The organism is Ralstonia sp. GX3-BWBA, assembly GCF_003290055.1.
GTDB classification, from domain to species: Bacteria; Pseudomonadota; Gammaproteobacteria; order Burkholderiales; family Burkholderiaceae; genus Ralstonia; species Ralstonia holmesii.
Map to the genome: position 1 here is coordinate 1 of NZ_QMKS01000019.1, position 14512 is coordinate 14512.

A 14512-nucleotide genomic window follows, 5' to 3' on the forward strand; every position below is an offset into this window, starting at 1 on the left:
ATCGTGGAGCGGGAATTGGCCGTGCCGCCTGCATTGGCGGAACTGGCCGCCCAGGCAGCGATGAGCGAGCGGACCTTGACGCGCCGTTTTGCCGCCGCTACGGGCAGCAACCTGCGGCGTTACGTGGCGACGCTGCGGTTGGAGCTGGCGGCGTTTCTGCTGCGCACGGGCCGGCTGCCGCTCGATCACATTGCCGATGAATGCGGTTACGGCAGTGTCAGCGCACTGAGCCGCGCGTTTTCTGCCGGCCAGGGTTGCAGCCCCTTGCAATACCGGGCGCAACAGCGCACGCGCTGAAGCGTCACGGACGCAGCAGATCGAAGCCAGCCAGCAACACCACACCCGAGAGCGCGGTCAGCGGCAACGAATGTTGGCCAAAGTACAGCAAGCCGGCGGCCAGCCAACTGGCCGCGAAGAAAGCGCTCATGCGGTTCATGATTTCACCTGTTCTTTGTTGGGTGGGATCGACGCGATCGGCACATTCACGCGTGCTGGTAGCGGTACTCCTGCGTCTTGCCGCCGTAGCCGTAAGCCGCTGCGCGAACGTCCTGCACATAGATATAGCTCTCTTCATGCAGATTGCCGAGTAGCTCAGCAAACGCCGTGAACGCCTCGGCGATGTACTGCGCCTTCTCCGCCTTCGTATTCGTTTCGTCCGTCACCTTGATGTCGAAATAGACGCTGTTCTTGCCTTGCGCGGCCAGCGTCTGCCCGCCGACGACCCAGTCTTCCGGGGCTACATAGTCGATGGCGATGGCCGTGACCTTCGGGTCTTTGCCCAGGATGCGAGAGGTGAGTTCCAGCAGCGTGGTGGAGATCTTCTGCGTCATTTCTGCAGAACGTTGGGCACTGACTTTGACGTTGAGAATCGGCATGATCGTCTTCCTTATTGGTTAGCAATGCAACTAGTTGATCAAAAAAATGGACGCTCATGTCAGGGTGGAGCGCACACCTCGGATCTTCGTCACCGTATCGGTGAATTCATTACTGCCCAATACGCGCTTCAACCTTGCGGTGACGGCGCCGCTTGCCTCGTTCAACGCCGCACCGATCTTGACCGCTTCCCGCGTCGGAAAGACGGCGGTCTCGCGGCCGTCGGCTTCGGTCTTGCGCCGTTCGATCAGGCCCTTGGCTTCCAGGCCATCGAGCGCGCGCGTTGCCGTGGGGCGCGTGACGGACATCGCTTCCGATAACTCGCTTTGCAGCATGCCCGGGCGGTCGACGATCGCACGGAGCATGAAGCCCTGCGGCGGCGTGAGATCGAAAGGCGCAAAGGCGTCTGCCCAGACGCGGTCGAGCTTGCGGGCCAGGGCGGTGGTGTTGAAGTAGAGGCAGTGGTCGAACATGGTGAAGTGGATGGTAGGTGAGGATGGTTAGATATGCAACTTGTTTTTTGTTTTTGTGGTCCATCTCCTTTTCGTTCCCTGCCGGGACCGACTCACTTTTCTTTGTCTTGCCAAAGAAAAGTAAGCAAAAGAAAGGCGCGCCCGAGATGGCGACTTCCCCTTGAATTTGTGTGACCGTGCGGGGAAGGAGGCAAACTCGCTGCGCTCAGACAAGCCTCCTTCCTTTATCCGCCCGCTCACAAAAATTCAAGGCGCCATCAAGGGCTCAACGTCAAAAAAAAAAAAAGGCCAACCCGTCGCGCGGTTGGCCTTGCCGTTTGGGCGAGCGCCCAGATTGTTTGGCTGTTGGTCTTTGACTTTGCTGCCCTATGCGGCGCCTTGAATTTCTGTTGCAAGGACGAAAGAGGAAGGGAAACTGTTTGAGCGAAGCGAGTTTTTCCCTTCCCCTCCTTGCGACATAAATTCAAGGAAGGGTTCGCCGCATCGGGCGCGCATTTCTTTGCTTACTTTCTTTGGGCAAGACCAAAGAAAGTGAGTCAGCCCCGGCAGGGGATGAAACCAGGGATGCACCAACAACAAAAAACATCAAAAATAAACCGTAGCACTAGCCCTGAACGTCCGAGGCGCCCCCTGCACAAGAATGAACCCCCAGCTCGGCAACCAGTACTTCTCATTCGTCAGGTTGTCGACATTGAACCGCAGCGTGACCGGTTTGCCGCTCACCTTGGTCGAATACCGCGCCCCCACATCAAACGTGTGATACCCCGGCACGATGTTGCTGTTGTTTGCTTCCAGCGCCGAGTTGCCAACGTATTGGCCGCCCGCCGAGAGCACAAGCCCCGGCATGGGCGGCACCGCATATTCCACATAGGCCGTGGCCTTGAAGCGCGGCGACCCATAGGCCCGTTTGCCCAGCACGGAGGCGTCGGACTCCGTGTTCTCGGAGTTCATGAACAGCACGCCGCCCAGCAGCGTCCAGTCACGCGCGAGCTTGCCGCGTGCGCTCAATTCGAGCCCGCGATATCGCGTCATGCCGTCTTGCGTATAGACGTTGTCCGGCCGCAGATACGCCAGCCCGCGCTGCACCTGGAACAGCGCTGCGCCGAATGTCCAGTCATGCAGTTCGGCCTTGGCGCCCACCTCGACCTGCTTACTCTTGAGCGGCCCGAATACCGTGCCCGCGTTGAGTGCTGTGATTGGTGCGCTGGCGCCGGCCTCAAGCGATTCCACGTAGCTCGTGTACAAGGTCACCGGCTGCACGGGTTTGAACATCACCGCCAGCGTGGGCGTGATGGGCTCGCGGTTGTATTTGGCTGAAGTGCTACCGTCGGTGTTGTACCCGGTCTGGTTGAAACGCGTGTAGCGCAACCCGCCAAGCACCGACCACTGATCGCTGAATTTGACCGTGTCGCTGGCAAAGACGGCGGTCTGGTCGATCCTGGATGTGCGAGCCAGACCGTCGGACGAAGGCACCCGCATCGGTGTCGCACCAGACGACACGAACGCCGAGGTGTCGTACAGATTGCCCGTACCGAGTATCGTCGAAGCAAAGCCGCCCGTGGCTTGCGTGAGACTCTGCCACGACGTGCCAAAGACGAGATCATGCTCGATCGGTCCTGTGCGAACCTTGCCGTTGGCTATCACCTGCGCCTGGCTGTACTGGTAGCGCTGGTACGAGCTGTACTGCAATTCGCTGAAGTTGCCTGTGTTGTCGGTCAGCTGGATCGCGCTGTCGGCATTGCCCCGGTTCTGCTGCGTGTAGCGATAGGCGGCGCGCACGTTCCAGTCGGGCGCGGCTGCCCAGTTCAGTTCGGTGCCGACGGATTTGATCTCGGTCTCGTAATACGAGCCTGGTGATGACACACGCTGGCTGCCGTCAATGGCGCGCGGCGTGCGCACGAACTCCGTCACTGGCACACCAAAATCCTGGCCGGGGATGATGCCGTAGTACGCACCCTGCACGTTGCGCTGCATGTACAGGCCATCGAACGACCACTGCAGATCGGGCGTGATGCGCGCATCGAGCGCCAGCGAGGCAGAGTCGCGCTTGATATGGCCGCCGTCGACGAAGGTGTCGCCTTCCTCATGCACTACTCCCAGGCGGGCGCCCAACGCCTTGGTCGGGCCGAAGCGCCCGCCCACATCCACCGATTCCTTGAGCGTGCCGCCGCTGGTAAAGCCGAACGTGGCGCTGCCGCCAAAGGTGTTGGTGGGGCGCTTGGTCACGAAGTTGGCGATGCCGCCCGGTGTGCCGAAGCCATACATGAATCCCGACAGGCCCTTGAGCAGTTCCACACGTTCGAAGTGTTCGAGCGGAACATCGCTGCCCCAGTTGGGCACGGCCAGGCCGTCGACCTTGTAGCCCTCCAGCAGATCCAGTTGCAGGCCGCGGATGGTGATGTTCGATGCCTCGCCGATGTAACCGTCGTTGTTGGCGGTGACCGCCGGATCGCCCTTGAATACCTCGCCGATGGTCTGCGCCTGCCGGTTCTGAATCAGCTCCTGCGTGGCAACGTTGATGGTGAACGGTGTATCGAGCACAGCCTTGTCGCCCAGTGCGCCGGTGCTGGCCTGCTTCGCGCCATACGCAGCAGGTTTGCCTGCAGTGATTTGCGTGGCGGGCAGGTCGACCTGCGTGGTGGTCTGCTGCGCTTGCGCCGATGCCCCTGCACCCATGGCGGCGAATGCCAGCGCGAGCCGGCGCACCAGCGGCGTTGGGCGAAGGAAAGCGATAGTACGGCGTGAAGCGGGTAGTAAAGCAACGGCTCGCATGATCAAGCTCCCCTGGATCAATGTTGTGGACAGGCGTGCGCAGTCCCGCGCGAGCCGGCGGGCGGCATGCGCGGAGTCTGTGCGGGTGGTTGTGGTTATTTGGTGCGGAGCGTGTGGAGCTATGGCTCTCTGGCGACGCTCGGGTGCAGGTTGTTGCCGGTGCGCGATTCACGCGCCGGCATGGCCCAGACAGAATCGGGCGCACCGTGGCGCGCCCGGCGCAGCGTCGCACGGGCAAGGCCGGCAAAGCCGCACGCGAGCGCCAGTGCGCCCAGGTCGAAACCGGCCACCATCCAGTCGCCGCGCGCCATCGTGCGCAGCAGGTGGTCACCGGTGACGACGGCATTGGTGATGGGCGCAAGCACCGCTGCAAGGGCGGCAGCACTCAGCAGTTCGACGGCGCCGCGTGCTGGCGGCCGCAGCATCGCCCAGGCAATCGCCGCGAAGAACACGGTGTAGTACGTCACGCCCACCGAACGCTCGGGCCACAGCAGGGCCGCCGGGAATGTCGCCATGACGCCGGCGCAGCATCCGATGCACACGCCAACCGTGGCGCGCGCCAGCAGTTGATGCAGGCGTGGCTGATCGGCCTTGCGTTGCTTGCGGCGCGATTCGATCCACAGCAGGTTGCCCGAATAGAAGACGAACGCCCCCGCCAGCCCCATCACGAGATACGCGAGACGCAGGACGATGTCGCCGTAAGTGCCGAAGTGCAGGCCGTAGACAAGGCTGTAGATGGCGTGATTGGTGTCGCGCGCATCGGGCGTCTGGTTGCCGACAAGCTTGCCGCTGTCGGGCTGATTGGCAGCCGCGCGAATCGCCACTGAACCGTAGTCGCCGACCGCTCGCGTGCTGCTGCCACGCACTTCCGCCACGGCATTCGCATCGCCAATGTGCTGGTAGTGGATCGACTTGACGGTGAAGTTCGGATCGGCCACCTCGCGTGCACGGGCCAGCAGTTGCTCGGCCGGCAGCATCGGCGCAGCGCGGTGGGCGGCCACCACCGTGCCAGCCGCTGTGGTCACACGCGGCACCGCATCGAACAGCTTGCCGTTGAGTGCCACGGTATTGAACACGGTCATCAGCACGATGCTCAGACACAGCACCGGCGCGGTGATCGCAAAGATCAGGTGGAAGGGCAGGCTGAACAGCCCCAGCACGTTGTGCATGTCCATCCAGAAGCGCTTGAGATTGCGCCCCGGGCGGACGGCCAGCAGATCCTTCTTCAAACGCGGCAGGTGCAGCAGCACGCCCGAGATGAGCGCCACGCCATACAGCACCGAGATCAAGCCCATGAAGTACATGCCCGGCGCTTCCAGACCCAGCGAGTAGTGCAGCCGGTTCAGAAAATTGGCCAGCTCGCCCTTCGAGGGCTCGATCGACAGATCTTTCGGCGAGGTCTTGCCGGCAGCGAGCCTACTGCCGGTCGTCATCTGCCAGTCGCCCTTGCTGTTCTGCCAGTACGCGGAGAACTCCGGCTCGCCCTCGTTGGGGAAGATGACGTATGCGCTTGCCGCTGCGGCCGGGTGCGTGTGCACCAGCGCGTTCACGAAGTGATCGATATCGGCCGGCTTGATGGCAACGGCGGGATGGTCGGCGCGCAGCGGGTTCTGCCACGCATGCAGTTCTTCATGGAACACGGTGAGCGCGCCCGCAAAGAACGCGATGAACAGCGCCCAACCCGCTATCAGGCCCACCCAGGTATGCAGCGTCTGATACAGACGTAAGGTCGTCGATTTCATGGCGACGTCAAGCCACCATCAGGCGCGGTAGCCATAGCACGCCGAACGACACCGCGTTGGCTGCCGCCAGCACGCCCCACGCATGGGCGCTGCTCCGAAACAGCACGCTCACGCTGATGATCACGGCCCACAGCGGCAGGCACGCGAGCAGCGCACCGATGACGCCGCTGTCCCAGCCGCCCGGCAGCCACAGAATGGCCAGCGTGCACAGCGCGACCGACAGCGGCAGCCCCAGCACGGTACCGGCCAGCCACTTGGTGCCCATGCCGTTCATGACCTCGCCCCAACGCCTGCACGCCGTTGATGTGTCCACGCACCCAACATGGGCCATAGCGACAAGGCCCCCGTCACCACGAGCACCACCGCGGTGGTTGCCCCCGGCCAGCCGAGCGCGTCGTTCCACAGCGCGGCGGCAATGACCGACAACGCAACGGCGGCGCTACACAGGACGCGCCTGCGCAGGCGTGGGGCGGGCGCGAGCAGCACCTGGTTGGGCGCGGCCGCATACAGGCAGCCCGCCGCCAGCAGCCCGAGCAGGAGGGCAATACCGTGCATGGCAGTGTTCAGTTTTTTTGATAACGCAAATGATAATGATTCGTATTAAATTACACAAGCCAGGCAGATTCAAGCGTGGGGATGGGGGAATTGACATGCCGCCGCGAGGGCGGACGTTGGTCAGGCGGCGCCCGCGCCATGGGTGGCGGGCGCGGCAGGTGTGACGGGGGTTACTGCTGCAGAACCTTGTATTCGATCTTCTTGAGCACGCCGTCCGCATCGTCGAAGTAGAACGAGGCGATCTTTTTCGAACCAATCGGAATCCCGACAAACATCACACCGATCGCTGCATCGCGCGTGTAGCGATAGTTCCAGATATCGAGACCACCGGCCGCAGCCTTGTCGCTTGGTGCACCCAGTTCGAGCGCCACGTCCCCGCGCTTGGCGACGCCGGGGACGAATTGCTTTTGCAACGATTCCTGCGTGGCGTCGGCAATCTTGTCAACGCCCGTTCCACTGCCGACGCTGACCGCGCAGCCGGACAGGGCAAGAGAAAGCGCAATACCGGATACGAAAATGCGAAACATGAAAGTCCTTTTTATTGATTGGAGTCTGGAAAGCCGCTTCGATGCCACAGCGCACATGGCTGATGCGCTGCCCCCGCATCGAATGCGCTCCCGCATCGTAGAGAGGACGCGCAGGAAGCGCATCCCCCAGAACGGCTCGTTCTCCAACAATCTGAGGTGAAACTTTCTAATGTCTCGTCTGATTGACGCTTAACTCAGCGTCCGCGGGCGTCTACGCGAGTGCCGCTTCCACAAAGTGCAGACGATCCTGCCCCCAGAACATCTCGTCGCCGACAAAGAACGTGGGCGCACCGAACACGCCGCGTGCCACGGCCTCTTCGGTCGTCTTGCGCAGCGTCTGCTTGATGCGGTCGTCCTGCACAAGCTCCAGCATCAGCGCGGGTGAGATGCCGGCCGCTTCCAGCACCGCAGCGAGTTCCTGCAGATCACCAAGATTGCGGGGGTGCTCGAACATCGCGCTGAAGATGGCGGCGAGGTAGCGATGGAATTCCGCATCGCTGCGCAACTGCATGCCCACCGCACCGCGCATCAATTGCAGCGTGTTGATCGGAAAGTGCGGGTTCTGCTGGATCGGCACGCCAAAGTGTTTTGCCCAGCGTTCCAGATCCACATTGGAGTAGCGGCCCTTGGCGGGAATCGTCGCCGGGCTGCTGTTGCCTGTGGCCTGGAACACACCGCCCAGCAGCATCGGCCGCCAGACAATGTCCGCGCCCTTGGCTTGCGCGATCTTCGGCAACTGGTGATACGCGAGGTAGCTGTAAGGGCTGCCCACATCGAAGAAGAATTCGACCTGCTTCATGCGTGTGTCTCCTGGTGTCGTGATGTTGCGATGGGCTTGGAACAGGCTTCTACCAGCGCTCGATCCAGGGCCGCAGGTCGAGTTCATGGGTCCATGCATCGCGGGGCTGCGTGTGCAGATACCAGTAGTTCTCGGCGATGTGCTCGGGGTTGAGGATGCCGTCCTGGTCTTTCAGCGCGTAGCGCTCGGGAAAGTTCTCGCGGATGAACGCCGTGTCGATCGCGCCGTCGACCACCACATGCGCGACATGTATCCCCTTGGGGCCCAGCTCGCGCGCCATGCTCTGCGCCAGCGCGCGCAGCGCATGCTTGGCGCCTGCGAATGCCGCAAAGTTGGCTGCGCCGCGCATGCCTGCGGTTGCCCCGGTGAAAAGGATCGTGCCGCGCCCGCGCGTGACCATGCGCTTGGCCACTTCGCGCCCTGCCAGGAAGCCCGAAAAACACGCCATCTCCCAGATCTTGAAATACTTGCGCGCGGTCTCTTCCAGGATGCTGCTCGGCACGTTGGCGCCAATGTTGAAGACCATCACCTCGATGGGGCCGACGTCGCGCTCGATGTCGTCGACGAGCTTGATGACGTCGTCTTCCTTGCGCGCGTCGGATGCGAAGCCCTGCGCCCGCCCACCTTCCGCGCGGATCGCCTCGACCAACGGTTGCAGCTTGTCGGCCGAGCGGCGTGTCACGCAGGCGATGTAGCCCTCGCGCGCGAAGCGCCTGGCGATGGCGCCGCCCGTGGCATCGCCCGCGCCGATGACGAGGGCCGCCTTGTTCTTGCTTGTCTCCATGTCCACCTCGTTTATAGAATAACGATCGTTACCGAAAGCAAAATTATGCTACTGATTGCATAGTGTCAAGCGGGAAAAACGCAGGGGAAAAGATGCGATACCAGCCCGGTCACAAGGAAGAAAAGCGCAAGGAGCTGCTGAAGGCCACGGGCCGCAAGGTCAAGGTGAACGGCTTTGCCGCGACCGGCGTGGACGCGCTTGCGCAGGCGGCCGGCATGACCAGTGGCGCGTTCTATAGCCACTTCGGCTCCAAATCGGATTGGCTCAAGGCATTGATCGAAGCCGAACTTGCCGCCAGTCGCGAAATGTGGGCTGGCAATCCGCACGATACGGCCGAAGATTGGCTGCGCTTCGAGCTGGATCGCTACCTGTGCCTTGCCCACGTGAAGCACCCCGAAGCAGGCTGCGCCGTGCCCGGCCTTGCCGCCGAGATCGCGCGTGCAGATGCTTCAGTGCGCAAGCTGTATCAGGAAGAGATGCGCAAAGGGCACGCGATCCTGGCGCAGCGTCTGGGTGACGATGATGCCGCGTGGGCGATGATTGCGCAGCTCGTGGGTGCCATCCATATCGCGCGTGCCATGCCGGAGGAGGCCATGCAGCGCACGATTGTCGAGGCGAGCAAGCGGTTTCTGCAGGACGCTGTGACGCGCCTTACCGCCAAGTCCTGACGTACGAGGCGCGCTATTGCAGGTTGCCCCAGCGCGGCACAGCGGGTTCCGCGTTCGCCCATTGCCACGTGGTGCCGTTCTGGCACGCATAGATCGTGTAACCGGCGCCGGGCGCATTTTTGGGAGCCAGGGCTTCCTGAACGGTCAGAACGGCCTCGCGGCAGGTGGCCAGCGGCGTCGTGAACGTGCGTACCAGCACGACCTGGCCGTGTGCCTTGGTCAAGCCCATCATGCGTTCGAGCGACCAGTTGAGCGAAGGCGTGCTGTCGCTCAATCGCCCGACTGCCATCGCCAGCGCGTCCTGCTCGCTGGCGGCCCATTTGCGCGTTGCGTATTTGATGGAGGCATCGGTCGCGGCGTTGACCGACACGGCCACGCCATAGGCCACCGCCGGATTGCCCGTGACGGTGCCCGTGGCCACGCCCGCTGCCGCGCCGGTCAACGGCCCCACCGACGAGCAACCGGCCATCAGACACGCACCCCCTGCTACAAGCCAGCGCGCGCGGCTCATTGCAGTGAACCCCATCGCGCCGTGGCCGGTTCTGCCGTCGCCCACTTCCATTGCTTGCCGTCATGGCAGATCGAGGCGACGAAGAAGTCGACCTTCGCTGCGCCGTCTTCCATTCCGTCGACGGTAAAGAGGATTTCCTTGCAGTTGACGAGCGGCCCGTTGATCGAACGCGTGACCACTACGCGGCCGTGTTCGTCTGGCTCTAGGGGGATGCGGTGCTTGACCTGCCAGTTGCCGACGGTGTTGTCGGCCAGCGCGCCGGCAATCTGCGCGATGTGGTCTTGGGTTTCGGTGTGGACGACACGCTGGCTGTGTTGCAACGCGGCCCGTGCGCCAGCTTGCACGCCCAGGCCGATGCCGGTGGCCACCGCCGCGTTGTCGGTCACCTTGGCAGCAAGGGCTGCCCCGCCGATGCCGGCTGCGGCAGTCGTGCCTTCCGACATCAGCGAACTGCAACCGCTGAGTGCCAACGTGCTCAGGGTGAGCGCGCTGCCCAGCATCCGGGCGGATGCGAACCGAGGTGTGCGCATGTGTGGACTTCCAAATCTGCAACAGAGCGAATTCTAAAGGACACTGCGGCCCGCAAACGGCGATGCGGCGCGGGTTCTCACAATTGTTTTTAGTTGCTGCGGTGCGGTGTTGCCTTTGTTCAGCCTGGGCAAAGCGCCTTCAACTGCGTGGCCAACGCATCAAAAACCACCCGCACCCGTGTCGATACTGGCCCTCTTTGTGGTCGATACACATGGAGCGTCCAAGGTTGAGGCTCGAACCGTCGAAGCACGCGCACGAGGTCGCGCGCTTTGGTCGCTTGGTGCGGATGGCCTATGCGGTAGAGCGCTCCGCCTCGCCGCCCATCTGCCGTCGATAGCGCTCTGGCGAAACCCCAACCTGCTTGCGGAACATCGCAATGAACGCCGAGGGCGTTCCATAACCGAGCGCGAGCGCAATGTCCTGCACGGGGCGGTCTTCCTTGAGCCACACCAGTGCCCGCAGCAGGCGCACGCGGTTGCGCCATTGCACGAAGCTCATGCCCAGCTCGGCGTGGAAGCGGCGCGCAAGTGTGCGTTCGGTGCTGTGCACGCGTTCGGCCCATTGCTGCAGCGTGGTGGCCTCGGCGGGGTCCAGGCGGATGGCGTGCAGGATGGGCTCGAGCTGGCGATCGGTGCTGTCGGGCAGGTAGCTGTCGGCGTGGCCGGCACGCACCAACATTTCCACCAGCAACTCGAACTGGCGCAGGTCCCACGCGTCGGTCATGGCGGCGACGCGGCGCGTGGCGAAGTCTTCAAACAGCGCACGCACCAGCGGCGTTTGTGGAATCAGGCAGGCCATGGGCGGCAACCGCTGCGCAAGCGGTTCGGCCATGTACACGGAGAGAAAATCCGTCGCCTGCCGGATCGATGCCGAATGTGGCTGATTGGCCGGCACCCAGATCACGTATTCGGCGGGCGCAGTCAGCCTGCGGCCATCGACCACCACCTCCATCAAACCGAGGCTGATCCGGTTGATCTGGCCCCACGGGTGCGTGTGCGGCTCAATGTCGGTTTCGGGCTCGAAATGGTCGTAGCGAAAGTAGAACGGGGCGCCTTTCGGCACCCGCAGATCGGCTTCGCGATAGGCGGTGTACAGGGTGTCAGCCACGGTTGTCGCTTTCGAGGGGTGATGTTGTCTGGTTCGAAGTATATGTTTTGAACCAGACATTACTAAACTGCGGTCTTCCATTGTTCGAGGAGGCCGTCGTGCCTGTGCTGTATCCCTTGCTGGCAGTGCTGATCTGGGCTGCCAACACCATCGTGTCGAAGGCCGCGGCCGGCGTGGTGGACCCGGCGGCCATTTCGTTCTACCGGTGGCTGCTGGCGGCCATCGTGCTGACGCCTTTCTGCGTGCGGCCGCTGTGGCGTCAACGTCAGGCTGTGCTGGCGCAGTGGCGGCGCTTTGCGGTGCTCGCGCTGCTGGGCATGGTGATGTACCAGTGCCTGGCGTATTACGCGGCGCACAGCACGAGCGCGACCAATATGGGCGTGATCGGGGCGCTGATCCCGATGCTGGGCCTGATCCTGAACGTGGTGGTATTTCGTCAGCCTGTCGGGGCGCAGGCAGTGACGGGCGTGGTGGTGTCGCTCCTTGGTGTGCTGTACCTGCTGGGGCGCGGAGAACCTGCCAACCTGTTCGATGGCGGCATCAACCACGGCGACGTGCTGGTGCTTGCGGGCGCCACTGCATACGCGCTGTACAACATCCTCTATCGCCGTTGGGCGCTGCCGTTCGGGCAGTGGCTCAATCTGTACGTGCAGGTGTTGCTGGCCGTCGTGATGCTTGTGCCGGTGGCCATGACGGCGCATAGCCTGGCCGTACCGGCCAAGGGCATCGGGCTGGTGGTGTTTGCGGGCATTGCCTCGTCGATCGTCGCGTCGTATCTGTGGATGCAAGGGCTCAAGCGCATCGGCAGCGAGCGTACAGCGGTGTTGATGAACCTGATGCCGGTCTTCACGGCAGGAATGGCTGCGGTGATGCTGGGAGAGACCGTGCACGGCTATCACTGGATCGGTGGCGGCCTCGTTCTGCTGGGTGTGAGCCTGGCGCAAGGCATCGTTCGGCTGCCGATCGGCCGTTCGGGATTGAGCGCCCGTTAGTTTTTTGGCCGCGCCGTTTGGGGGTTGGCGGTAAAATCGAACACATTGGCGGGCGCGTGATAGCGCCCGTTCCGTGTTCCAGAACCACTCTCGCCAGACCATCGTCAGACCATGAAGCGCAACGCAGGAGCTGTCACCGTCGATGATGTTGCCGCGCATGCGGGCGTGTCCATCAAGACCGTCTCGCGCGTGCTCAACCACGAGCCCAACATCAGCGAGAAGACGCGCGCGAAGGTGGTTGAGGCGATGCAGACGCTCGACTATCGGCCCAACCCGGCTGCCCGGCGACTGGCCAGCAAGCGCGCCGACATCATCGCGCTGGTCTACGACAACCCCTCCGACAACTACATCGTCAACATTCAGCACGGCGCGCTCGAAGCCTGCCAGGCGCTCGATTACAGCCTGCTGCTGACCCCTTGCAACTACCGCGACCCGAACCTCGCTGAGCAGATCATCCAGAGTGCGCGCCAGCGAGCACTGGCCGGCATCATCCTGACGCCACCGGTGTCGGATGTGCCGTCGCTGATCACGGCGCTGGATGAAGCGGGCATCGACTACGTGCGTCTGGCACCGGCCGATCGCGAGCACAAGGGGTTGTCGGTCAACACCGAAGACCGTGCTGCTGCGCGTGATATGACGCTGCACCTGATCGGGCTCGGGCATCGCCGCATCGGTTTCGTGGTGTGCGACCCCGCTCATGGCGCGGCGTATCAGCGCGTATTCGGCTATCGCGACGCGATGGCGCAGGCCGGCATCGAAGTCGACGAACGACTGGTGGAGCAGGGCGAGCACTCGTTCGAGTCGGGCGTTGCCTGTGCTGAGCGGTTGCTCTCCTGCGAGCCGCGTCCCACCGCCATCTTCGCAGGCAACGACGACATGGCCGCCGGGGTGCTCCGGGTAGCGCAGGCACGCGGCATCAAAGTGCCGGAAGAACTCTCCATTTGCGGCTACGACGACACGCCGCTCTCACGCCAGCTCTGGCCGGCGCTCACCACCGTGCGCCAGCCGATCCAGGCGATGGCGCATGCGGCTGTGGAGCAGCTCATTGCGATCCACCGCCCGCATCTACCGGGCCTGAAGCCGCATTCGGTGCACGAAAACTTGCAGTATGAGTTGGTGATTCGGGAATCGACGTGTGCGCCGGCGCGTTGAGCAGTTTGGCCGCCGGTTAGGTGGCGATTAGGCCGGCTGCCTGATCAACGCATACAAATCATCCTGCGGGTCATACCCCAGCAGCTCGCGCCCGGTCTCCAGGCCCCAATCCATTCCGCGATTGTTCGACACGCCATTCACGACGATGGCCGGTGCTGGCCAGCGCGCCGGGTCGGCCGTAATGGAGCAGAGGAACAGCCGGCGCAAATCCCCATTCGAGAGCCACATGTTACGGAACCAGCGTAGCGCCACGTGGCTGGCTTCATCGGGCAACTCGGTCGGCACGGGTGTGTCAGCGGTGCCGGAATAGTTGATCTCGTTGGGGTCGTTCTCGTCGGGGAGCGCCCAGCCGATGCGCAGCGACACGATCGACAGCTTGCCACCGTTGGCTTCGGAGACGGCGCCTACTGCTTTGCAGAGCCGTTCGCCCATTGCCTTGGACGTTCCGTAGGCGAGCGAGTAGACGTCTTCTGTACCGTTATTCCAGCGCGTGCCTGGGGCGGGCGGCAGTTCAGCGGTGAGTTTGCCGGGGCCGATGGTGCCGGCCAGGGGTTGGTCCTTGTACGCGCCCATCGCGTGGTTGGACGAGGCGAACACGAAGCGGCGCACGCCGTGCGTGGCAGCGGCCTGCAGCACATTGAGCGTCATGCCGTAGGAGGCCAGCGCTTGCTCCCACGTTGCGTCTGGCGTGGAGTGGATGGCGGCCAGGTGGATGACCGCATCGACGTTGCTCAGCAGATCAGTCCATGCACCATCGGCTTGCGTGAGGTCGGCCTTGACCCATTGGAAATGTTGGGCCGCTTGCGGCGAAAACTCGACGTTCTGTGCGACCCAGTCGATGCCGATGATGGAGGTGCACCACGGGGCAGAGGCCAACGCCTCGACGACCTTGCGGCCCAGGTTGCCAGCTACGCCGGTCACAAGAACGCGAGCAGGGGTTTGGTAGTCAGCCACGATGTGGAATTCCGTTCGGGATGAAGGAAAGAAAGGCGCGACCGGCGGCTGGCGCTGCAACATCATCGCGCG

General features: G+C 63.1%; 18 protein-coding genes. 4 read left to right on the forward strand and 14 right to left on the reverse strand.

Translation table 11 applies throughout. The features are described 5' to 3' along the window. The coding region (locus tag DOD19_RS17310; protein ID WP_162634379.1) for an AraC family transcriptional regulator at positions 1 to 297 on the forward strand (297 nt) is incomplete at its 5' end. Positions 298 to 301: 4 nt separating this feature from the next. Here DOD19_RS17310 and DOD19_RS28170 read toward each other — a convergent pair. From DOD19_RS28170 to DOD19_RS17360, 10 genes are all read right to left on the reverse strand, one after another. Next, positions 302 to 436 (reverse strand): hypothetical protein, encoded by a 135-nt coding sequence (locus DOD19_RS28170; protein ID WP_024978017.1) that lies wholly within the window; start codon positions 434 to 436, stop codon positions 302 to 304. Between the two features lie 46 nt (positions 437 to 482). Further along, complete coding sequence (locus DOD19_RS17315; RefSeq protein WP_112186830.1) at positions 483 to 875, reverse strand: 4-oxalocrotonate tautomerase family protein; 393 nt, start codon at positions 873 to 875, stop codon at positions 483 to 485. A gap of 54 nt (positions 876 to 929) precedes the next feature. Further along, positions 930 to 1346 carry a MarR family transcriptional regulator gene (locus DOD19_RS17320; protein ID WP_112186832.1) on the reverse strand — a complete coding sequence of 139 codons (417 nt, stop codon included), beginning with the start codon at positions 1344 to 1346 and terminating at the stop codon, positions 930 to 932. A 585-nt stretch (positions 1347 to 1931) separates the two neighbouring features. Further along, positions 1932 to 4118 carry a TonB-dependent receptor gene (locus tag DOD19_RS17330; RefSeq protein ID WP_112186834.1) on the reverse strand — a complete coding sequence of 729 codons (2187 nt, stop codon included), beginning with the start codon at positions 4116 to 4118 and terminating at the stop codon, positions 1932 to 1934. Positions 4119 to 4237: 119 nt separating this feature from the next. Beyond that, the gene (locus tag DOD19_RS17335; RefSeq protein WP_112186836.1) at positions 4238 to 5860 is read right to left on the reverse strand and encodes a PepSY-associated TM helix domain-containing protein; all 1623 of its coding nucleotides are present in this window, start codon (positions 5858 to 5860) and stop codon (positions 4238 to 4240) included. A gap of 7 nt (positions 5861 to 5867) precedes the next feature. Continuing rightward, complete coding sequence (locus DOD19_RS17340) at positions 5868 to 6134, reverse strand: hypothetical protein (RefSeq protein WP_024978011.1); 267 nt, start codon at positions 6132 to 6134, stop codon at positions 5868 to 5870. Then, positions 6131 to 6415: a hypothetical protein gene (locus DOD19_RS17345; RefSeq protein ID WP_112186838.1), complete on the reverse strand. Its 285-nt coding sequence runs from the start codon at positions 6413 to 6415 to the stop codon at positions 6131 to 6133. The genes DOD19_RS17340 and DOD19_RS17345 overlap by 4 nt, the downstream gene beginning before the upstream one ends. Before the next feature lie 170 nt (positions 6416 to 6585). Beyond that, positions 6586 to 7065, reverse strand: a complete 480-nt coding sequence (locus DOD19_RS17350; RefSeq protein WP_162634380.1) for a hypothetical protein — start codon at positions 7063 to 7065, stop codon at positions 6586 to 6588. A gap of 88 nt (positions 7066 to 7153) precedes the next feature. Further along, positions 7154 to 7741 (reverse strand): 2-hydroxychromene-2-carboxylate isomerase, encoded by a 588-nt coding sequence (locus DOD19_RS17355; protein WP_112186840.1) that lies wholly within the window; start codon positions 7739 to 7741, stop codon positions 7154 to 7156. A gap of 49 nt (positions 7742 to 7790) precedes the next feature. Beyond that, positions 7791 to 8525, reverse strand: a complete 735-nt coding sequence (locus DOD19_RS17360; RefSeq protein WP_024978007.1) for an SDR family oxidoreductase — start codon at positions 8523 to 8525, stop codon at positions 7791 to 7793. Positions 8526 to 8617: 92 nt separating this feature from the next. On the opposite strand from DOD19_RS17360, the gene DOD19_RS17365 reads away from it, so the two are divergent. After that, positions 8618 to 9193 carry a TetR/AcrR family transcriptional regulator gene (locus tag DOD19_RS17365; RefSeq protein WP_024978006.1) on the forward strand — a complete coding sequence of 192 codons (576 nt, stop codon included), beginning with the start codon at positions 8618 to 8620 and terminating at the stop codon, positions 9191 to 9193. 13 nt (positions 9194 to 9206) lie between these two features. Here DOD19_RS17365 and DOD19_RS17370 read toward each other — a convergent pair whose 3' ends face one another. From DOD19_RS17370 to DOD19_RS17380, 3 genes are all read right to left on the reverse strand, one after another. Then, the gene (locus tag DOD19_RS17370; RefSeq protein ID WP_037032090.1) at positions 9207 to 9704 is read right to left on the reverse strand and encodes a hypothetical protein; all 498 of its coding nucleotides are present in this window, start codon (positions 9702 to 9704) and stop codon (positions 9207 to 9209) included. Then, the gene (locus tag DOD19_RS17375) at positions 9701 to 10204 is read right to left on the reverse strand and encodes a hypothetical protein (RefSeq protein ID WP_112186841.1); all 504 of its coding nucleotides are present in this window, start codon (positions 10202 to 10204) and stop codon (positions 9701 to 9703) included. The genes DOD19_RS17370 and DOD19_RS17375 overlap by 4 nt, the downstream gene beginning before the upstream one ends. Positions 10205 to 10526: 322 nt before the next feature. Next, positions 10527 to 11342 carry a helix-turn-helix transcriptional regulator gene (locus DOD19_RS17380; RefSeq protein WP_112186843.1) on the reverse strand — a complete coding sequence of 272 codons (816 nt, stop codon included), beginning with the start codon at positions 11340 to 11342 and terminating at the stop codon, positions 10527 to 10529. A 98-nt stretch (positions 11343 to 11440) separates the two neighbouring features. Here DOD19_RS17380 and DOD19_RS17385 point away from each other — a divergent pair, with 98 nt between their 5' ends. Both DOD19_RS17385 and DOD19_RS17390 read left to right on the forward strand, forming a co-directional pair. Continuing rightward, the gene (locus DOD19_RS17385; RefSeq protein ID WP_112187211.1) at positions 11441 to 12334 is read left to right on the forward strand and encodes a DMT family transporter; all 894 of its coding nucleotides are present in this window, start codon (positions 11441 to 11443) and stop codon (positions 12332 to 12334) included. Positions 12335 to 12445: 111 nt separating this feature from the next. After that, positions 12446 to 13486, forward strand: coding sequence for a LacI family DNA-binding transcriptional regulator (locus DOD19_RS17390; RefSeq protein WP_024978001.1), 1041 nt, complete (start codon positions 12446 to 12448; stop codon positions 13484 to 13486). Between the two features lie 27 nt (positions 13487 to 13513). On the opposite strand, the gene DOD19_RS17395 is transcribed toward DOD19_RS17390, so the two are convergent. Continuing rightward, positions 13514 to 14440: an NAD(P)-dependent oxidoreductase gene (locus DOD19_RS17395; protein ID WP_112187213.1), complete on the reverse strand. Its 927-nt coding sequence runs from the start codon at positions 14438 to 14440 to the stop codon at positions 13514 to 13516. Between the last annotated feature and the right edge of the window lie 72 nt (positions 14441 to 14512).